The sequence below is a fragment of the Aromatoleum evansii genome (genome assembly GCF_045689615.1).
Lineage (GTDB): Bacteria > Pseudomonadota > Gammaproteobacteria > Burkholderiales > Rhodocyclaceae > Aromatoleum > Aromatoleum evansii.
This window is the reverse complement of sequence record NZ_CP141259.1, coordinates 3,122,647-3,142,233: the sequence shown is the minus strand read 5'-3', so window position 1 is coordinate 3,142,233 and position 19,587 is coordinate 3,122,647. Positions and strand designations below refer to the sequence as shown.

Here is a 19,587-nt window from a genome sequence, read left to right as displayed (position 1 = left end):
CCGGCCTTCAGTCGCCCTTTGCGAGCTCGGCCAGCAGGATGGTCTGTGCCGCGCGATGTACGCCGCGCGGCGTCTTGTGCCGGTAGCGGCCATCTTCCAGCATTTCCCACGCCTGGCAGTTGTCGCCCAGGTAGGCGCGCAGCCCCTCCTTGATCACGCGGCGCTTGAGGCGCGGGTCGAGCACGGGGAAGGCGATCTCGATGCGGCCGAAGAAGTTGCGGTCCATCCAGTCCGCGCTGGACAGATAGACCTTGTCCTCGCCGCCCGCGCGGAAATAGAAGATGCGGTGGTGTTCCAGGAAGCGCCCGACGATGGAGCGCACGCGGATGTTGTCCGAAAGGCCCGCAACGCCAGGTCGCAGCGCGCACGGACCGCGCACGATGAGGTCGACTTCGACGCCGGCCTGCGACGCCGCGTAGAGCGCCTCGATCGTTTCCGGTTCGAGCAGCGCGTTCATCTTCGCCATGATCTGTGCGCGTCCGCCCTGGCGCGCGATCTCCGCTTCGGCCTTGATCGCTTCGACCACGTTGCGTTGCAGGGAGAATGGCGCCTGCCACAGATGCTTCAGGGTGGATGCCTGACCCAGGCCGGTCAGCTGCTTGAAGACCTCGGCGACGTCCTGGCCGATCTCCTCGTTGCAGGTGAGGAGCCCGAAATCGGTGTAGAAGCGCGTCGTGCGCGGGTGGTAATTGCCGGTGCCCAGATGCACGTAGCGGCGCAGCGCCCCGTCCTCGCGCCGCACCAGCATCAGCAGCTTAGCGTGGGTCTTGTAGCCGAACACGCCGTATACGACGTGGGCGCCCACTTCCTCGAGCTTGTTCGCCCAGGTGATGTTGGCCTCCTCGTCGAAGCGGGCGCGCAGCTCCAGCACCACCGTCACTTCCTTGCCCTTCTGGGCGGCGCGCACGAGATGGTCCATCAGCACCGAGTCGGTGCCCGTGCGGTACACCGTCATCTTGATTGCGAGCACCTGCGGATCGTCCGCCGCCGCCCGCAGCAGCTCGATCACGGGGCTGAAGCTCTGGAACGGATGGTGCAGCAGGATGTCCTGGCGCCGGATCGCATCGAAGATCTCGACGCGCTGTTCCAGCGCCTTGGGCAGGCGCGGCAGGAAGGGCGGGTAGTTCAGGTCCGGACGGTTCACCCAGTCCGGCACCTGCATCAGGCGCACCAGGTTCACGATCCCCGGCGTGCGGTACAGCTCCTTCGGCGTGAGACGGAAATGCTGCAGCAGGAAGGCGGCCATCTCTTCCGAGCAGTTGTCCGCCACTTCCAGCCGCACCGCATCGCCGAAATGGCGCTGCTGCAGTTCGCCCTTCAGCGAGGCGCGCAGATCCTTCACTTCTTCCTCGTCGACGAAGAGGTCCGAGTTGCGCGTCACGCGGAACTGGTAGCAGCCGTTGACGTGCATGCCGGAGAACAGCTCGCCGACGTGGCGGTGCAGGACGGAGGACAGGAACACGAAGCTGTACTCATGCTCGCAAATCTCCGAGGGCAGGCGGATCACGCGGGGCAGCGCACGCGGCGCCTGCACGATCGCCGCGCCCGAATCACGACCGAAGGCGTCGAGGCCTTCCAGCTCGACGGCGAAATTCAGGCTCTTGTTCAATACGCGCGGGAACGGATGCGCCTGGTCGAGACCGATGGGCGTGAGCACGGGCATCACTTCGCGCATGAAATAGTCGCGCACCCATGCCCCCTGCGCCTCGCTCCACAGGCTGCGGCGCAGGAACACGATGCCCTGAGCCTCCAGCGCCGGCAGGATGTCGTCGTTCAGCAGGGCGTATTGCTCGGCGATCAGCGCATGGACTTCCTGGCTCACGCGGTCGAGCAGCTCGTTCGGCAGCAGGCCGTCGGAGCCCGGGGTACGGCTGCCCAGCCGGATCTGCTCCTTGATCCCCGACACGCGAATCTCGAAGAACTCGTCGAGGTTGCTCGACACGATGCACAGGAAGCGCAGCCGTTCGAGCAGCGGCACCGTCTTGTCCGCCGCCTGCGCCAGCACCCTGCGCTGGAATTGCAGGAGCGACAATTCGCGGTTGATGAAGTGGTCGGTGGGGAATTGTTGCTGACGGGCGGGCCTGTGCATTGTTGCGGATCTTGTGCGCGGAAGTGATTGCACGATTATGTGACATTTGCGTTGCCAAATCATGACGCAGTGCGATCAGCATGAATCGCCGCGTGGCGGCCGAGGTCGCAGCGAACGCCTGTGCCGGGCGACTCCCGTGTGCGGTGATAGAATGCCCCCTTGCCTTGTAGCCGTCGCCTTCGCCCCTACCCATGATGCACGAGCTGATCGCCGCGATCGATCTCGGATCCAACAGTTTCCGGCTACAGGTCGGAAGGATCGTCAACGACCAGATCTATCCGCTCGACGGGCTGAAGGAAGCGGTGCGCCTCGCGGCGGGCCTGTCGTCCAACAAGATTCTCGATGCTGCGGCCCAGCAGCGCGGCCTGGCCGCGCTGCAGCGCTTCAACGAGCGCCTGCGTGGTTTCGACGCCGATTCCGTGCGTGCGGTGGCGACGAACACCCTGCGCGTGGCGAAGAATGCGCCGGGTTTCCTGGTGCAGGCCGAGGCCGCGCTGGGCGTGCCGATCGAAGTCATCGCCGGCCGCGAGGAAGCCCGGCTCATCTACGTCGGCGTCGCCCACACGCTGCCCGACCCGCACCGGCAGCAACTCGTCGTGGACATCGGCGGCGGCTCCACCGAATTCATCATCGGCAAGAGCTTCGAGCCCATCCTGCTCGAATCCCTGTACATGGGCTGCGTCAGCTACAGCCTGCAGTACTTCCCGGACGGAAAGATCGACAAGCGCGGGCTGAAGGACGCAGAGATGGCTGCCAGCCGCGAGCTGCAGGCAATCGCCCACGCGTACCGCGAAGTCGGCTGGGAAGTGGCCGTGGGGTCGAGCGGTTCGGCCAAGGCGCTGGTCGAGATCCTCGAGCAGAACGGCTTGTCCGACGGCGGCATCACGCGCGAGGGCATGGAGCGTTTGAAAGCCATCCTGCTGCGCGCGGGCAGCCTCGACCGCCTGCAGCTCGCCGGCCTCAAGGGCGACCGCCTGCCGGTCCTGCTCGGCGGCTTCGCGATCATGTCGGCAGTGTTCAAGGAATTCGGCGTCGAGCGCATGGTGTTCTCGGAAGGGGCGCTGCGTCTGGGCGTGCTGTACGACCTTCTCGGGCGCTATCACCACCACGACCTTCGCGACGCCACGGTGTCGGCATTCGTCGCGCGTTACGGGGTGGATCGCCGCCAGGCCGACGAGGTCGCGAACACCGCGGCCCACCTCTTCGCGGGGCTCGTTCCCGAAAGCGTCCATGGTGAGGGTGCGCATCCCGACCTGCGTTACCTGCGCTGGGCGGCCCTGCTGCACGAGATCGGCATATCGGTGGCGCATTCGAGCTATCACAAGCACAGCGCCTACATCCTTGCGAACGCGGACATGCCCGGGTTCTCGCGCATGGACCAGGGTCGGCTCGCGCGCCTCGTGCTTGCGCATCGCGGCAAGCTCGAGCGCGTGGCGGCGCTCGATCCCGACAGCCCCGACTGGCTGCTGATCCTCTGCCTGCGCCTTGCGGCCGTCATCCACCGTGCGCGCGACGGCCGCGGCGTACCGCCGATCCAGCTCCGGCGCGATGGCCGCGGCTTCATCGTGACGGCGAAGGAGGGCTGGCTCAAGCAGTTGCCACTTACCGCGGCGGCGATCGACGAGGAGCAGCGGCAATGGTTCTCCGTCGGGCGCAGCCTTGTCCTGCACACGCACACAGGCCGCACGCTCGCCGCCTGAGGACTGAATGCGCAGCCCCGAGATCGCCACCGACGCGGCGACGGCGCCCGGCACACGCGGCCTGGTGCGCCTGCAGGGCGACTGGACGCTGCGCGCGCTTGCCCAACGGCTGAGCACCTTCCGCCAACAGCTGGCGGGCAGGCGCGACGACGTGGCCTGGTCACTGAACGGCATCTCGCGCCTCGACAGCTTCGGCGCCGCGCTGATGTGGCACGCGTGGGACAAGCGCTGGCCCGAACGCATCGAGATCCCGGAGAACCTGCGCGCGATCATCGACCGTGTGGCAGCCAGCGCGGAGTCGCCGCTGCCGCGGGTGCCGCGCTTCAACCTCGTCGACGCCGTCATCGTCCTCGGCAGCACGCTGCTCTCGTTCCGCGATCACGCGCTCGACTTCACCCGCCTGCTCGGCCAATTGTGCCTCGATCTCGCTTACCTGCTGCGCCATCCGGCGGAATGGCCCCTGCGCGAGATCTCTGCCAACGTGTACAAGGCCGGCTTCAAGGCGATGCCGGTGGCAGCGCTGGTGGGTTTCCTCATCGGCGTCGTCATGTCCTATCTTTCGGCGCTGCAGCTGCGCGCCTTCGGTGCGGACATCTTCATCGTCAATATCCTCGGGCTCGGCATCATTCGCGAGCTCGGGCCGGTGCTGGTGTCGGTGTTGGTCGCCGGCCGTTCCGGATCCGCGATGACCGCGCAGCTCGGCGTGATGCGCGTCACCGAGGAGATCGACGCCCTCTCCGCGATGGGGATCTCGCGCACCATCCGCCTCGTCCTGCCCAAGGTCATCGCACTGACCCTGGCGATGCCCTTGCTGGTCTTGTGGACCTCATCGGTCGCGCTGCTCGGGGGCATGCTGTCGGCGTGGCTGCAGCTCGATCTCGGCATGGCCTTCTTCGTCGAGCGGCTGCCCCAGGTCGTGCCGCTCGCGAACCTCGTGATCGGTTTCGCCAAGGGGGCCGTGTTCGGGCTGATGATCGCCCTCGTGGCCTGCCATTTCGGCCTGCGCGTCAGCCCCAACACCGAAAGCCTGTCGTCCAACACCACTGCCTCGGTCGTTTCGTCGATCACCGTCGTGATCCTGATCGACGCGCTGTTCGCGATCGCCACACGCTCGATCGGGGTGCCGCGATGAACGCGAAGCCGGTGATCGAATTGCGTGGCATCGTCACGCGCTTCGGCGCCACTCTGGTGCATGACGGCCTCGACCTGACCGTGCAGCGCGGCGAAGTCGTCGCCTTGGTCGGCGGTTCCGGCAGCGGCAAGACCACCCTGCTGCGCCACATCATCGGCCTCACGCGGCCGGCCGCGGGGGAGGTGTCGGTGTTCGGTGCGCCGCTGTTTTCCGGCAGCGTCCGCGAGCAGCGCATGCGGCGGCGCCGTTTCGGCGTACTGTTCCAGCACGGTGCGCTGTTTTCCGCGATGAACGTTGCCGAAAACATCGGCTTCCCGTTGCGGGAACTGCGCCTCGCAACCGACGCCGAGATCGCCAACCTAGTCGCCCTGAAGCTCTCGCTGGTCGAACTCGAACCGGCGACCGCGCTGCTGATGCCCGCGGAGCTCTCGGGCGGCATGGTCAAGCGCGTTGCCCTCGCGCGGGCCCTCGCGCTCGAGCCCGAACTGCTGCTGCTCGACGAACCGACGGCGGGCCTGGATCCGGACCGCAGCATGGCTTTCGTTGAACTCGTTCTCAGCCTGCAGCGCCAACTCGGACTTACCGTCGTGCTTGTGACCCACGACGTCGATACGCTCGCCGCGTTGGCGACGAAAATCGCCATACTCTCGGATCGGTGCATCCTGAGCTGCGCCTCGCTCGAGGAAACAATGGAACTGGACCACCCCTTTGTCGACGGCTTCTTCCGCAAACCCTTCGGCCTGCGCGCAGGTGTCCGGAGCGGAGGAGCGCGCTGATGGAAAATCGCGCACACGCCCTCGCGGCGGGACTCTTCGCCATCGTTCTCGGCGCCGCGCTGCTCGCCTCTCTGTGGTGGTTCTCGGACGACGGCGATTCGCAGCGCACCTACATCCTCGAGTCCGCCGGCACCGTCACGGGCCTGAACCTCGAGGCACGGGTGCGCTATCGCGGCATGGCCGCCGGAAAGGTGTCCGACATCGCCATCGACCCCGAGGATCCGCGCAAGATCCTCGTCCATATCCGCCTGCGCAGCGACATTCCGCTGACGAAAGGCACGCGCGCCAGTCTCGCCTACCAAGGCGTCACAGGGCTCGCCTACGTCCAGCTCAACGACCGTGGCGAGAATCCGGAACCACTGGTGGGGGAGGGCGAAGAACCACCGCGGCTCAAGATGGAACCGGGGACGATGGAGCAACTCACCGACACCACCCTCGACGCCGCGCGCAGGCTCCGACTGGTGGCAGACAAGCTCGGCGAGCTGGTTACCGACGAGAACATCCGGCGGATCGGAAACACGCTGCAGAAACTCGAATCCGCAGCGGCCGGGGCCGACCGGACGCTCGCCGACGCGCCGAAGACGCTGGCATCGATCCGCGCCGTGCTCAACCAGGAGAATCTCGCGCGGCTCTCCAACACCCTGCAGAACCTCGAGCGCGCGAGTGTCGATGCCGGTCCGGCCATCGGCGAGCTCAAGGTCCTGATGGCGAAGTTGAACGGGCTCGCCGAGCGCGTGGATGCCGCGACCACAGTTACCGGCGAGCGTGTGGCCGAAGAAACCCTGCCGCAACTCAACGCGCTGCTCGAGGAACTGAAGGGAACCTCACAGCGCATCGGGCATCTCGTCGAGGAAGTCGACGCCACGCCGCAAATGCTGTTGCTCGGTCGCGCGCCCGTCGCAGCCGGCCCCGGTGAGACCGGATTCAATGCCAAGGCGTCCCCGGCCCGATGAATCTTCACGGAACTCTCATGACATCTCGAGGCTGGAAGCGCGGAGTGAGGATCCTCGCCGTGCTCTGCGCAGGTCTTGCGCTGGGTGCATGCGGCGGTCTGCCGCAACGGCGGACCGTGCCTGCCATCTATGATCTGGGCCTGGCCGAAAGCGTTTCCCCGATGCCTGCCGTCCTGCCGTCGAAAATCGAAGTCCGTGCCCCGTCCTGGCTCGCGACGGCGGCGATGCAGTACCGGCTCGAGTACCGTCAGCCCGCGCAACGCCAGGCGTTTGCCGAAAGCCGATGGGCCGCCCCGCCTGCCGAAATGCTGGAGCGGCGGCTGCTTCAGGCGCTGTCCTCACCGTCTTCCACGGGCGGTGGCTGCCGCCTGCGCCTTGAAATCGACGAATTCAGCCAGGCCTTCGACGCCCCCGAATCGAGTGCCGCGGTCATCAGTGCGCGCGCTGAACTGTTGCCGTCGCGCGGTGAAAATGGGCTTGCCCGGATGAGCTTCGAGATGCGCGAGCCGGCATCGAGCGCCGACGCGAAGGGGGGTGTCACGGCATTCCGCAAGGCGGGCGACCGGCTGACGAACGAAATCGCCCGCTGGATGGGCGGTCCCGCAGCGGGGGCGTGCCGTCGCTAGCCCACCGTGGCCCGGGCTGCGCACATCCTCCGTTCCACGGCAGGATCGGGCAAAATAAGCAGTTCATTACACACAAAGATCACGGGAGAGATGACGATGAGCGCACTGCCTCAGCAATCCGACAACGCACCGCTGCTGCTGCGCCGAGACGAGGGCGGCGTTGCTTACCTGACGCTGAACCGGCCCGGCCAGTTCAACTCCCTCTCGCAGGCGATGCTCGAAGCCCTGATCGCCGAGATCGACGCGATCGCGAAGGACGCGAGCGTGCGCGTGGTCGTTCTGGCGGGCGAGGGCAAGGCCTTCTGCGCCGGGCACGACCTGAAGGAGATGCGCGGCAACCACACGCTGCAGTTCCAGCAGGACCTCTTCCGCCTGTGCGGCAAGTTCATGGTCAAGCTCACCGAACTGCCGCAGCCCGTCATCGCCCGTGTCCACGGCATTGCGACCGCGGCCGGCTGCCAACTGGTGTCGATGTGCGACCTCGCCGTTGCCGCTGACGTCGCGCGCTTTGCCGTGTCGGGCATCAACGTCGGCCTCTTCTGCGCAACCCCCAGCGTCGGCCTGTCGCGCAACATGGGGCGCAAGGAAGCCTTCGAGATGCTCGTCACGGGCGACTTCATCGACGCAGCGGAAGCGCAGCGCCGCGGGCTGGTGAACCGCGTCGTGCCGCTCGAGGCGCTCGATGCCGAGGTCGCGAAGCTCGCCGCCGCGATCTGCGCCAAGTCCCCGCTCGCGATCCAGATGGGCAAGCAGATGTTCTACCGTCAGCTCGAGATGGGCATGGAGGCCGCGTACCAGATGGCAGCTGAGACGATGGCGTGCAACATGATGAGCGAGGACGCCGCCGAGGGCATCGACGCCTTCATCGCCAAGCGCAAGCCGGAGTGGCGCGGGCGCTGAAATCATGCCGAACCGCGTTCCCGTAGGGCGGGAGTAGCGCAGCGCATCCCGCCAAGCGGCGCTCGCTCCCCCGCCGACGCCTTGGTATGCCGCAATGCTCATCGACACCCACATCCACCTCGACGCGGCGGAGTTCGATCCCGACCGCGAAGCGGTGATCGCCGCAGCGCGTGCGGCCGGAGTGGGGCGCTTCGTCGTGCCGGGGGTCGAGGTCGCCAACTTCGACAAGGTCGCGGCCCTGTCGGATGCGCATGGCGACATCGTCCATGCGTTCGGCATTCATCCGCTGTATGTCGCTGGCGCCTGCACGGACGATCTCGACGTCCTGCAGGAGCGGCTCGCAAATGGGCGGGCCGTGGCGGTCGGGGAGATCGGCCTCGATTTCTACGCGGAGAATTTCGACCGCGCCACGCAGGAGCAGTATTTCGTCGAACAGCTCAAGCTCGCCCGCCGCTTCGGGCTTCCCGTCATCCTGCATGTCAGGCGCGCGGTCGACGACATCCTCAAGCATCTGCGCCGGATCGAGGTGCCTGGTGGCATCGCCCACGCCTTCAACGGCAGTCGCCAGCAGGCCGATGCCTTCATCGCGCTGGGGTTCAGGCTCGGGTTCGGCGGGGCGATGACCTTCGACGGCTCGCGCCGAATCCGCAACCTCGCGGCGACGCTGCCATTGGATTCGATCGTGCTCGAAACGGATGCGCCGGACATCCCCCCCGCCTGGGCGCAGGGAGGGCGCAACGAGCCGGCCGATCTGCGTCGCTTTGCCGAGGTGCTGGCCGGATTGCGCGGCCTGTCCGTTGCCGAAATCGCCGAGGCCACGGGACGCAACGCCTGCGCCGTCCTCCCCGCGCTGGCGCGCGGCTGAGCTGAGGGCTGGTCAAAATGAGCAGCCCGCGAGCCGCGGCGTCCGGGTTTCTCAGTCGCTGGTCGCGGCAGCCTTGCGCTTCATGCTTGCCGACTGCGCGATGAGCTCTGCGATATCGCGTTTCAGGCGTGTCACGTCGCTGTCGAACTTGTCGTAGATCATCAGCGAGATGCCGAACACATAGGCGTAGAGCAGCATGCAACGGCTCGACGCTTCCTCCATCGGCACCCCGCACGCGAGGAACAGATCGCGAGCACAGCGCAGGCGGATGTCGTCAACTTCGGCGACGATCGCCGCCGCGTCGGCGTCGCGGCGCGCCCAGTCGCGTACCGCGAGCTCGATCGCGGCTCCGCGCCGGCTGCGGCTCGTGCTATAAACATCGATGACGTGGTAAATCTGCTCCAGCTCCCTGCCGGGCTGGGCGCGCGTCTGCTTGACGATGTCGCGGATCCGCCCGTCCTTCCACACCTGGAGGACGGCCAGCAGCAAATCCCGACGATCCTGGAAGTGCCAGTAGAAGCTGCCTTTCGTGACCTTCAGGCGTTTTGCGAGCACTTCCACGCGAAGTCCGGCGATGCCCTCTTCGGCGAGGACCTCGGTGGCGGCGCTTACCCATGCATTGCGGTCGAGCTGGACGCGCGGTTTTAGAGGCTTGTTTTCCATACTACCTAGTATTGACTAAAGGATGACCATACGGTACCGTATGCACTCCATACCCATGCGTATGGAACGATTTTTTCGGTCGGCGGTCAAGTGTTCATCGCAACGGCGTATTTTTGGTCTGGTGGCGGTAACATGATTCCCTTTCCACAATTTCGACCGACCTAACACGCAAAGGAGCGCGGCATTGAAGATCCTGGTACCCGTCAAACGCGTAGTCGATTACAACGTCAAGGTGCGAGTCAAGGCTGACGGCACGGGCGTCGATATCGCGAACGTGAAGATGTCCATGAACCCCTTCGACGAGATTGCCGTCGAGGAAGCCGTGCGGCTGAAGGAAGCCGGCGTTGCGACCGAGGTTGTCGCGGTGAGCTGCGGTGTCGCGGCCTGCCAGGAGACGATCCGCGCCGCGATGGCGATCGGTGCCGACCGCGGCATCCTGGTCGAGAGCGACGCCGACCTGCAGCCGCTGGCAGTGGCAAAGCTGCTGAAGGCGCTGTGCGACAAGGAGCAGCCGACGGTCGTGATCTGCGGCAAGCAGGCGATCGACGACGACTCGAACCAGACCGGCCAGATGCTGGCCGCGCTGATGGGCTGGCCCCAGGCGACGTTCGCCTCCAAGGTTGCGCTCAGCGACGGCGTCGCCAACGTGACGCGCGAGATCGATGGCGGTCTCGAGACCCTCGAGATGAAGCTGCCGGCGGTCATTACCACCGACCTGCGCCTCAACGAGCCGCGCTATGCGACGCTGCCGAACATCATGAAGGCGAAGAAGAAGCCGCTGGAGACCGTGAAGCCGGCGGACCTCGGCGTCGATGTCGCGCCGCGCCTGGCGACGCTGAAAGTCGCCGAGCCGCCCAAGCGCAGCGCCGGCGTGCGCGTTGCGGACGTCGCGCAACTGGTCGACAAGCTCAAGAACGAAGCGAAGGTGATCTGAACATGGCGATCCTGGTTATTGCAGAACACGACAACGCGAGCCTGAAGGCCGCCACCCTCAACACCATCTCGGCCGCTGCCAAGCTCGGTGGCGAGGTTCACGTGCTGGTCGCGGGCGCCAACTGCGGCGGAGCGGCCGAACAGGCGGCGAAGGTCGCCGGCGTGGCGAAGGTGCGCGTCGCCGACGCCGCCCACTACGAGTCGCAGACGGCCGAGAACGTCGCCGCGCTGGTGGTCGCCAATGCGGCGGGCTACACCCACATCCTCGCCCCCAGCACCGCCAACGGCAAGAACGTCGCCCCGCGCGTCGCTGCGCTGCTCGACGTGGCGCAGATCTCCGACATCGTCGCGGTGGAGTCGGCCGACACCTTCGTGCGCCCGATCTACGCCGGCAACGCGATGGCCACCGTCAAGTCGTCGGATGCCGTGAAGGTGATGACCGTGCGCACGACCGCCTTCGAGGCGGCCGGGCAGGGTGGTTCGGCTGCGGTGGAAGCCGTGGCTGCCGCTGCCGATCTGGGCCTGACCAGCGTCAAGGGGCGCGAGCTCACCAAGAGCGCGCGCCCGGAACTCGGCGCCGCCAAGATCATCGTCTCGGGTGGCCGCGGTCTGGGCAACAGCGAGAACTACCACAAGCTGCTCGAGCCGCTCGCCGACGCCCTGGGCGCCGCGCTGGGCGCCTCTCGCGCCGCGGTCGATGCGGGCTACGTACCGAACGACTACCAGGTCGGCCAGACCGGCAAGATCGTCGCGCCGCAGCTCTATATCGCCGTCGGCATCTCGGGCGCGATTCAGCACCTCGCGGGCATGAAGGACTCCAAGGTGATCGTCGCGATCAACAAGGATCCTGAAGCGCCGATCTTCCAGGTGGCGGATTATGGCCTGGTCGGCGATCTGTTCGAAGTCGTGCCGGAGCTGGCCAAAGCCGTCGGCTGAATGCTTTAGAAATATAAAAAAGTTGCACAAGGACTGCGCCCGAACGGGCGCAGTTTCACAATAAGCAGGTCTCGGGAGAAGAACACATGAGTCAATACACTGCGCCGATCCGCGACATGCAGTTCGTCATGCGCGAGCTGGCCGGCCTCGACGAAGTCGCGAAATTGCCCGGATGCGAGGAAGTATCCGCGGATCTCGTGGACGCGATCCTCGAAGAGGCGAACAAGTTCGCCAGCGGCGTCCTCGCGCCCCTGAACCGGATTGGTGACCAGGAAGGTGCCAAGTGGGACAACGGCGACGTGCGCACGGCGCCGGGCTGGAAGGATGCCTACAAGCAGTTTGCCGAAGCGGGCTGGACCGCGCTCGCATGCGAACCCGAATTCGGCGGCCAGGGCCTGCCGAAGCTTGTCGCGACCGCAGTGATGGAAATGTGGAAGGCTTCCAACATGGCCTTCTCCCTGTGCCCGATGCTGACCAGCGGCGCGATCGAAGCGATCACGCTGCGCGGCACCGACGAGCAGAAGGCAGCCTATCTGCCGAAGATGGTGAGCGGCGAATGGACCGGCACCATGAACCTGACCGAACCGCAGGCCGGTTCCGACTTGGCGGCCGTGCGCACGCGCGCCGAACCGCAGCCTGACGGCACCTACAAGATCTTCGGCCAGAAGATCTTCATCACCTACGGCGAACACGACATGACGGACAACATCGTCCACCTCGTGCTCGCCCGTCTGCCGGACGCCCCGGAAGGCGTGAAGGGCATCTCGCTCTTCGTCGTGCCGAAGTTCCTCCTCAATGCCGACGGGACCCCGGGTGCGCGCAACGACGTGCACTGCGTGTCGATCGAGCACAAGCTGGGCATCCACGCGAGCCCGACCTGCGTACTCGCCTTCGGCGACCACGGCGGCGCCATCGGCACCCTCGTCGGCGAGGAGAATCGCGGTCTCGAGTACATGTTCATCATGATGAACGAAGCGCGCTTCGCCGTCGGCATGGAAGGCGTGGCGCTGGCCGACCGTGCCTACCAGCACGCCCTCGCCTATGCCAAGGATCGCGTCCAGGGCACCGAGATGGGCGTGCGCGGCGGCCCGAAGGTCTCGATCATCCATCACCCGGATGTGCGCCGCATGCTGATGTCCATGAAGTCGCAGACCGAGGCCATGCGCGCGCTGGCCTACGTCGTGGCTGCGGCGAACGACGCGGCGCACCGTGATCCGGACGCCGCGGTGCGTGCGGAGAACCAGGCTTTCGTCGACCTCATGATTCCGGTCGTCAAGGGCTGGTCGACCGAGAATTCGATCGACATTGCTTCGACCGGTGTGCAGGTGCATGGCGGCATGGGCTTCATCGAGGAGACCGGTGCGGCGCAGCACCTGCGCGATTCGCGCATCACGACGATCTACGAGGGCACGACGGCGATCCAGGCTAACGACCTTATCGGCCGCAAGACGGCACGCGAAGGCGGCGTCACGATCAAGGCCCTGATCGCGGAGATCCGCGGCGTGCTCCCGCAACTCGCCGAGCACGGCAGCGACGATGCGTTCGTGGCGATCCGCAAGTCCCTCGAGTCCGGTATCGTCGCGCTGGAAGCAGCGGTCGAGTACGTGCTCGCGACCTACGGCAAGGACATCAAGGCCGCTTCCGTGGGCTCGGTGCCCTTCCTCAAGCTTCTCGGTATCGTCGCGGGCGGCTGGCTCATGGCGCGTGCCGCACTGGTGTCGTCGAAGCGCATCGTGGAAGGCTCCACGGACGAGTTCTACAAGACCAAGATCGTCACCGCGCGCTTCTACGCCGACCACGTCCTGTCACAGGCGCAGGGGCTGTCCTATGCGGTCGTGAATGGCGCTGCAGGTGCACTCGCGCTCGACGAGGCACAGTTCTGACGACGCAGTGGAGGAGGGCGGCAGCTCTCCTTCGTGCGCCGGACCCCGGAATGCAGTGACGTAAAAAAGGGCCGCCCCGAGTGATCGGGGCGGCCCTTTGCGTTTCAGCTCGGGATGCTTACTGGACCTTCGCCTTGGCGCGCAGATCCATGATGTGCTTCTCGATCTTCTGTTGCTGCAGGCGCTGCTCCAGCTGCGGCTTCACTTCCTCGAAGTCGGGTGCCTTCAGGTCACGCACGTCGTCGAGCTGGATCACGTGATAGCCGAAGTCGCTCTTGACCGGCGTGTCGCTGTACTTGCCCTTCTCGAGCTTGACCATGGCATCGGAGAACGGCTTCACGAACATGCCCGGATTGCTCCAGCCGAGGTCGCCGCCGTTGTCCTTGGAGCCCGGATCCTTCGACTGCTTGGCCAGCGCGTCGAACTTCTCACCGGCCTTCAGCTTCGCGATGATCGCCTTGGCCTCGTCCTCGGTCTCGACCAGGACGTGGCGGGGCTTGTATTCCTTGGCGCCCATCTTGCTCTTGACGCTGTCGTATTCCTTTTTCAGGTCGGCGTCGGTGATCGGATTGGCCTTCACGTAGTCCTGGATGTAGGCGCGCAGCAGCACGGCCTGGCGGGCGAGGTCCATCTGGGCCTGCACTTCGCTCTTCTTGTCGATGCCCTTCTTGGCCGCTTCCTGGGCCAGGACTTCGCGGCGGATCAGTTCCTCGCGCACGGCGTCGCGGAGTTGCTGGTTGTCGGGTGCGCCCTGCGCACGCTGCTCGTTGAACATCACGTCCGCGCGCGCAGCGGGAATTGCCGTGCCGTTCACCGTGGCGGCGGGGCCGGCCGCATAAGCTGCCTGGCCGATCAGGCCGGCCATGAGACAAAGAGCGAGACGGCTGGGAAAGCGAATCATCAAAGTTCCTTCCTGTTGGGTTGAGTGTTGGCCTCTTCGGCCGTCAGGGCGCGAATGGCAAGGGCATGGATGCGGGTGCGCATCAGCTCGCCCAGCGCGCCGTATATGAGTCGGTGGCGTGCAACCGTATTCTTGCCGATAAATGCGTCCGACACCATCGTCATGCGGTAGTGTCCTCCGCCGCCTTTTGCGCCGGCGTGTCCGGCGTGCAGGGCGCTTTCGTCCTCGATCTCGATCGAGAGCGGATTCAGCGGCGCGAGCCGGTTCCTGATCTCGTCGATCACGGTCACGGCAGGACCTTCTTGTACGGGCGGACGCTGGTGCGCGCGAAGACGCCATTCGTGACGTAGGGGTCTGCCGCGAGCCAGGCTTCGGCGTCGGCCTGCGAGGGGAATTCGGCGATCACCAGGCTGCCGAAGAAGCCGGCCGGGCCGGGGTCGGGCGAGTCGATTGCGGGCATCGGGCCGGCGACCACGAGCCGTCCCTCGTCACGGAGCTTTTCGAGGCGTGCGAGGTGTGCGGGGCGCACCGCCATGCGGGCGTCGAGTTGGCCCGGGGCGTCTTCGCCCGTCAGCACGTATAGCATCAGCTGGTTTCCTCCTGGATGTGTTTGGAGAGGTAGAGGCCCTGGGCCAGGACGAACAGCAGCATCAGGCCCATGCCGCCGAAAAGCTTGAAATTGACCCAGGCTTCTTCGGAAAAGTTGTAGGCGACGTACAGGTTGAGCACGCCCATGCCGATGAAGAACGCCGCCCAGGCATGGCTGAGGCGCCCCCACACCGGCTCGGGCAGGCGCACCTGCGCTTCGAGCATCTTGCGGATCAGGTTGCGGCGGAACAGCAGCTCCGAACCCGCGAGCGTGATGCCGAACAGCCAGTACAGCGCGGTCGGTTTCCACTTGATGAAGGTGGGATTGTGGAAGAACAGCGTCGCGCCGCCGAATACGACGATGATCGCCAGGCTGACCCACAGCATCGTGTCCACCTTGCGGTGCCGCAACCATACCCAGCCGATCTGGCCGATCGTGGCGAAGATCGCGACGGCGGTTGCAATGAGGATGGGTGCCTGTGTGGCCTCGATGCCCTCGCCGAGGACCCGGGTGGCGAGATCGTGCGCCGCGGCCGGATCGTGTCCGGCGAACTTGTAGGCGGCAAAGAAGAGGATGACGGGAAGCAGGTCGAAAAGAATCTTCATGCGCGGGGATTATAGCGAGTCGGCGCCGCAATCGGTTCGCTCTACTCGCGTCCTGCCTCACTGCCGGCGGCGAGTACTCTGCCGCGCCGGGGGCCTTCGAGCGGCAGGTGGATGATGGCGCGCAGACCGCCGCCGCTGCGGGCGCGCAGTTCGAGCCGGCCCTCGTGGGAGGCGATGATGCGTTCGACGATGGCGAGGCCGAGGCCAGCACCCTTGGTATTCGAGCGGGCCGTCTCGAGGCGCGTGAAGGGATGGCGCATGCGATCCATGTCCGCCTCGGGAATGCCCGGGCCACGGTCGGCGACTTCGATCAGGGCTTCGTCGCCGCGGCTCGAGAGGATGAGGCTGATGGGACTTTCCTCGCCGGCATAGCGCACGGCGTTGTCCATCAGGTTGCGGACCGCGCGGCGCAGCGGCAGGACGCGCACCGGTACCGGAAGGCTGGGCGGCGTGTCGAGGCGCACCTTGATGCCGCGCAGCCGGTAGGGTTCCGCGATGTCGGCGAGCAGGCCGGCGAGGTCTTCGAGCTGCAGGGGTTCCTGCGGCTCGCCGCGGCCGAAATCGAGGAACTGGCCGATGATGCGATCCATCTCCTCGACGTCGGTGACCATCGCGCGGACATCGGTGTCGGGGGCGCCGGACATCTCTATGCCGAGCCGCAGGCGTGCAAGGGGGGTGCGCAAGTCATGTGAAACGCCGGCGAGGATGAGCGCGCGGTCGGCGTCGGTGCGGGCGAGGTCGCCGGCCATCTGGTTGAACGCCCGTGCAACCGTGGCAATCTCCAGCGGCCCGCTTTCCGGCAGGTGTGGCGGGGTGCGCCCGCTGCCGACGACGCGTGCCGAGCGGGCCAGGTTGCGCAGCGGGACGCCGATGCGCGAAACGATCATGTAGGCGCCGATCAGTGCGGCGAGGAGCGCGCCGCCGCCCCACACGAGCCATTCCAGCGCTCCGGTCTGTTCCAGTCGCTCCGGCGGGAGCATCAGCCAGAAGTCCTGCTCGTCGTCGGGGTCGAGGCGGAAGCTCACCCAGAATCCGTCCAGCGCTTTCCAGCGCGAGGCGAAGCGGGTGTGGGTGCCGAGCTGGCGGCGGACCTCGTCGGTCAGCAGTTGCATGCCGCGCGTGTCGGGCAGCGGCTCGAGTTCGTCGCTGGGTTCGGCGGGGTAGATGCGCATGCCTTCCAGTGCGGCCAGCTCTATCAGCAGCTCGGTGCGCCGTTCCACCTCGGCATTGATGAGCGCCGCGCGCGTCAGGTTCACGACGCTGGCGACCATCTGGGCCAGGCTGCGCGCGCGCGCCGGCTCCTCGAAATGGCTGAAGATCTGCGACCAGGTTGCGAGCGCGAGCGTGAGGAGCAGGGCGATGAGGAAGAATGTCTGCCACAGGAGCGTGCGCGGCAGGAGCCGCGCGAAGCGCGACTCCTGGTTCACGGGGGTAGCCGAAGGCTCCCCCGCTTCCGGCACGGACAGCTCAGGCTTCGTTGGCAGGCTTCGATTCATCCGGCACGAACACGTATCCGAAGCCCCACACGGTCTGGATGTAGCGCGGCTTGGCCGGGTCTTCCTCGACGAGCTTGCGCAGGCGGCTCACCTGCACGTCGATCGCGCGGTCGAATACACCGTATTCGCGGCCACGCGCCAGTTCCATGAGCTTGTCGCGAGACAGCGGCTGGCGGGGATGCTGGAGCAGGACCTTCAGCAGGGAGAACTCGCCGGTGGTCAGCGAGATCTCCTCGCCGTCGCGCACGAGCGAGCGCACTCCGAGGTTGACCTGAACGTTGCCGAACCTGACGACCTCATCCTCGATCGTCGGCGCTCCGGGCAGCGTCGGCGGCTGCCGGCGCATCACCGCGTGGATGCGGGCGACGAGCTCGCGCGGATTGAAGGGCTTGGCGAGGTAGTCGTCGGCTCCCATCTCCAGGCCGATGATGCGGTCGACGTCGTCGCCCTTGGCCGTGAGCATGATGATGGGGATGGCGTTCTGGTCGGCCCGCAGGCGGCGGCAGATGGCGAGACCGTCTTCGCCGGGAAGCATCAGGTCCAGCACCATCACGTCGTAATGCTCGCGGTGCAGGGCACGATCCATGGACGCGGCGTCCACGACGGCCTTCACGGTGAAGCCCTGTTCCTGGAGGTATCGCGACAGCAGCTCGCGCAGGCGGGCGTCGTCGTCGACCAGCAATACTCGATATCGGATCTTGGTGTTCATGGTGCGAATCCTATCCTGTTACATTTTTGCGTGCCAGCGCTCGCCGCGGCGATTTCCGCGGAACGGGTAACGTTTCGTAAGGGCTTGGGATATACGCAACACGCCCTTACACGTTGCCCTCTAAATCTTGGTCCGGACGCGCCGTAAATACCAATATAAAGGTATGGTTTCACCGTCCGCATCTGCAACGAACACCGCCCGCAGCGATCATGGCAAAAAGCTGTTCAACTTCCTGTACGGCATGCTCCACCGGCGACTGCGTGTTGCCGGGGGGACGGGCTTTGCGTCGTATGACGGGCGGCGTCATGCTCCTGCTCGTGTTTGTGTCGGCACTTTGTGCCGGCCCGGTGTTCGCACGCGAGAGCTCGCCGTCGCGTTCGGCGAAGGAAAGCGTGACCGCGCCGGGGTACGCGAGCGCGCGCGACAAGCGGCGCGCCGAGTTGCGCCGGGCGCTAGTGAGTGGTCCGGAAAGCTCGCGTTCTGCTGCGCAGGAGCCGCGCCGCCTGTCGCGCGAGCAGCGCGAGACGCTCTACCAGGAGCTGCGCCAGGCGATGCGGGATGCGAATCGCCCGCGCAGCGTGATGGAGCGCTGAGCGAAGCTCGTCCGGGTTCCCGTCGCATGCATGCCCGCCAGGGGCGCTGCGCAGATGGGCCGCTGCCGGTAAAATGGGCGGCTTATGAAAATCCTCTCGATCGAGACCTCGTGCGAGCACGCGAGCGTCGCCCTGTTGTTCGACGGCGAGACCGTGGAACGAAGCCTGGAAGGGCATTCGAATCATTCCGAACGCCTGCTGCCCACCCTGAAGATCCTGCTGTCGGAGGCCGGCATTGCGCTGGGTTCGCTCGATGCGGTGGCGTTCGGCGCCGGACCGGGGGCCTTTACGGGTTTGCGCCTCGCATGCGGCGTGGCGCAGGGGCTGGCGATGGGGGCGGACCTCGGGGTCGCGCCGGTATGCAGCCTCGAAGCGCTGGCGCTGCAGGGGGCGGGGAATGAAATCTACGTCGCCACCGATGCGCGCATGGGTGAGGTGTATTCGGCGGCATGTCGGATTGTCGACGGACTCCCGGTCATGCTTGCGCCGCCGACGTGCTGTCCGCCCGAGATGCTGGCCTTGCCAGCCGGGGGGCGGTGGGCCGGAGTCGGATCGGCCTTCGCGGCGTACGGCGACCGTATCCCGCGCGAACTGCTGGAACGACTGGCCCCACTGCAGGGGGATGCGGTACCGCGCGCGGCGGATGTTGCGCGGCTGGCGGTGCGCATGGTGGAAGGCGGGGCGCTGGTCGCGGCCGAGGTCGCTGCGCCGCTGTATGTGCGGGACAAGGTTGCGCTGACGACCGCCGAGCGCCTTGCGCGCGGAGGGCGGGCGTGACCGCGGGATTCGCTTTCGTGCCCATGACGGACGAGGATCTGCCGTGGGTGGTCGAGAACGAGCGCGAGCTGCATGCGTTTCCGTGGAGTGAAGGCAATTTCGCGGATTCCCTGCGCGCCGGCTACAACTGCTGGGTGATGCACAACGGCGGAGGTCCCGTTGCCTATGCGGTGCTGCTGACGGTGATCGATGAGGCGCATCTGCTTAACATCAGCGTGACGCGTGGGGCGCAGCGCGGCGGGATCGGCGGGAAATTGCTCGACTACCTGTTTGCGGTGGCGCAGCAGGGCGGGGCGACGCAGTTCTTTCTCGAGGTGCGCCCTTCCAATACGGCTGCACTTGCGTTGTACGAGGGGCGCGGTTTCGTCGCGGTGGGGCGACGCAAGGGGTATTACCCGGCGCCCGGAGGCGGGCGCGAGGATGCGATCGTGATGAGGCGCGAACTGTGAGGCACGCGCGGC

General features: G+C 66.3%; 21 protein-coding genes. 13 read left to right on the top strand and 8 right to left on the bottom strand.

The genetic code is table 11. The annotated features are described in order from the left end of the window. Positions 1–7: 7 nt before the first annotated feature. Positions 8–2,089: a polyphosphate kinase 1 gene (gene ppk1 / locus U5817_RS14755; RefSeq protein ID WP_407277826.1), complete on the bottom strand. Its 2,082-nt coding sequence runs from the start codon at positions 2,087–2,089 to the stop codon at positions 8–10. A gap of 191 nt (positions 2,090–2,280) precedes the next feature. Between ppk1 and ppx the strand changes: the two genes are divergently transcribed. The 7 genes from ppx to U5817_RS14720 all read left to right on the top strand — a co-directional run bounded on the left by ppx (position 2,281) and on the right by U5817_RS14720 (position 9,041). Then, positions 2,281–3,789 (top strand): exopolyphosphatase, encoded by a 1,509-nt coding sequence (gene ppx, locus U5817_RS14750; protein ID WP_407277825.1) that lies wholly within the window; start codon positions 2,281–2,283, stop codon positions 3,787–3,789. Between the two features lie 7 nt (positions 3,790–3,796). Next, the gene (locus U5817_RS14745; RefSeq protein WP_407277824.1) at positions 3,797–4,921 is read left to right on the top strand and encodes an ABC transporter permease; all 1,125 of its coding nucleotides are present in this window, start codon (positions 3,797–3,799) and stop codon (positions 4,919–4,921) included. After that, entirely contained in the window at positions 4,918–5,697 is a 780-nt protein-coding gene (locus U5817_RS14740; protein ID WP_407277823.1) for an ABC transporter ATP-binding protein, read from the top strand. Before U5817_RS14745 ends, U5817_RS14740 begins: the two co-directional genes overlap by 4 nt. Further along, on the top strand, positions 5,697–6,650 hold the full coding sequence (locus tag U5817_RS14735) for an MlaD family protein (protein ID WP_169125383.1): 954 nt from the start codon (positions 5,697–5,699) through the stop codon (positions 6,648–6,650). Before U5817_RS14740 ends, U5817_RS14735 begins: the two co-directional genes overlap by 1 nt. Positions 6,651–6,694: 44 nt before the next feature. Continuing rightward, positions 6,695–7,276, top strand: a complete 582-nt coding sequence (locus tag U5817_RS14730) for an ABC-type transport auxiliary lipoprotein family protein (protein WP_407277822.1) — start codon at positions 6,695–6,697, stop codon at positions 7,274–7,276. Positions 7,277–7,372: 96 nt separating this feature from the next. Then, positions 7,373–8,176 (top strand): enoyl-CoA hydratase, encoded by an 804-nt coding sequence (locus U5817_RS14725; RefSeq protein WP_169125381.1) that lies wholly within the window; start codon positions 7,373–7,375, stop codon positions 8,174–8,176. Between the two features lie 94 nt (positions 8,177–8,270). Further along, positions 8,271–9,041 (top strand): TatD family hydrolase, encoded by a 771-nt coding sequence (locus U5817_RS14720; protein ID WP_169125380.1) that lies wholly within the window; start codon positions 8,271–8,273, stop codon positions 9,039–9,041. 51 nt (positions 9,042–9,092) lie between these two features. Here U5817_RS14720 and U5817_RS14715 read toward each other — a convergent pair whose 3' ends face one another. Continuing rightward, positions 9,093–9,704: a TetR/AcrR family transcriptional regulator gene (locus U5817_RS14715; protein ID WP_169125379.1), complete on the bottom strand. Its 612-nt coding sequence runs from the start codon at positions 9,702–9,704 to the stop codon at positions 9,093–9,095. Positions 9,705–9,888: 184 nt separating this feature from the next. Between U5817_RS14715 and U5817_RS14710 the strand changes: the two genes are divergently transcribed. The 3 genes from U5817_RS14710 (at position 9,889) to U5817_RS14700 (ending at position 13,456) form a co-directional block, all read left to right on the top strand. Then, positions 9,889–10,638 (top strand): electron transfer flavoprotein subunit beta/FixA family protein, encoded by a 750-nt coding sequence (locus U5817_RS14710; protein WP_407277821.1) that lies wholly within the window; start codon positions 9,889–9,891, stop codon positions 10,636–10,638. Positions 10,639–10,640: 2 nt separating this feature from the next. Beyond that, entirely contained in the window at positions 10,641–11,573 is a 933-nt protein-coding gene (locus tag U5817_RS14705; protein WP_407277820.1) for an electron transfer flavoprotein subunit alpha/FixB family protein, read from the top strand. Between the two features lie 86 nt (positions 11,574–11,659). Beyond that, entirely contained in the window at positions 11,660–13,456 is a 1,797-nt protein-coding gene (locus tag U5817_RS14700) for an acyl-CoA dehydrogenase (RefSeq protein WP_407277819.1), read from the top strand. 118 nt (positions 13,457–13,574) lie between these two features. Here U5817_RS14700 and U5817_RS14695 read toward each other — a convergent pair whose 3' ends face one another. From U5817_RS14695 to ompR, 6 genes are read right to left on the bottom strand one after another with little or no spacing between them, the layout of a single operon-like run. Then, complete coding sequence (locus U5817_RS14695; protein WP_169125375.1) at positions 13,575–14,357, bottom strand: peptidylprolyl isomerase; 783 nt, start codon at positions 14,355–14,357, stop codon at positions 13,575–13,577. Next, positions 14,357–14,647, bottom strand: a complete 291-nt coding sequence (locus tag U5817_RS14690) for a BolA family protein (protein ID WP_169125374.1) — start codon at positions 14,645–14,647, stop codon at positions 14,357–14,359. Before U5817_RS14690 ends, U5817_RS14695 begins: the two co-directional genes overlap by 1 nt. Further along, positions 14,644–14,943: a YciI family protein gene (locus U5817_RS14685; RefSeq protein WP_169125373.1), complete on the bottom strand. Its 300-nt coding sequence runs from the start codon at positions 14,941–14,943 to the stop codon at positions 14,644–14,646. The genes U5817_RS14690 and U5817_RS14685 overlap by 4 nt, the downstream gene beginning before the upstream one ends. Then, the gene (locus tag U5817_RS14680; protein WP_169125372.1) at positions 14,943–15,551 is read right to left on the bottom strand and encodes a septation protein A; all 609 of its coding nucleotides are present in this window, start codon (positions 15,549–15,551) and stop codon (positions 14,943–14,945) included. Before U5817_RS14680 ends, U5817_RS14685 begins: the two co-directional genes overlap by 1 nt. Positions 15,552–15,592: 41 nt before the next feature. Continuing rightward, the gene (locus tag U5817_RS14675) at positions 15,593–16,978 is read right to left on the bottom strand and encodes an ATP-binding protein (RefSeq protein WP_407277818.1); all 1,386 of its coding nucleotides are present in this window, start codon (positions 16,976–16,978) and stop codon (positions 15,593–15,595) included. A 40-nt stretch (positions 16,979–17,018) separates the two neighbouring features. After that, a complete protein-coding gene (ompR, locus tag U5817_RS14670; RefSeq protein WP_169125371.1) occupies positions 17,019–17,756 on the bottom strand; it encodes a two-component system response regulator OmpR in 738 nt (245 codons plus the stop codon). A gap of 305 nt (positions 17,757–18,061) precedes the next feature. Between ompR and U5817_RS14665 the strand changes: the two genes are divergently transcribed. From U5817_RS14665 to rimI, 3 genes are all read left to right on the top strand, one after another. After that, positions 18,062–18,349: a hypothetical protein gene (locus U5817_RS14665; protein WP_169125370.1), complete on the top strand. Its 288-nt coding sequence runs from the start codon at positions 18,062–18,064 to the stop codon at positions 18,347–18,349. Between the two features lie 84 nt (positions 18,350–18,433). Then, on the top strand, positions 18,434–19,126 hold the full coding sequence (gene tsaB, locus U5817_RS14660; protein WP_169125369.1) for a tRNA (adenosine(37)-N6)-threonylcarbamoyltransferase complex dimerization subunit type 1 TsaB: 693 nt from the start codon (positions 18,434–18,436) through the stop codon (positions 19,124–19,126). A gap of 23 nt (positions 19,127–19,149) precedes the next feature. Beyond that, positions 19,150–19,575 carry a ribosomal protein S18-alanine N-acetyltransferase gene (rimI, locus tag U5817_RS14655; RefSeq protein WP_169125492.1) on the top strand — a complete coding sequence of 142 codons (426 nt, stop codon included), beginning with the start codon at positions 19,150–19,152 and terminating at the stop codon, positions 19,573–19,575. Positions 19,576–19,587: the final 12 nt, after the last annotated feature.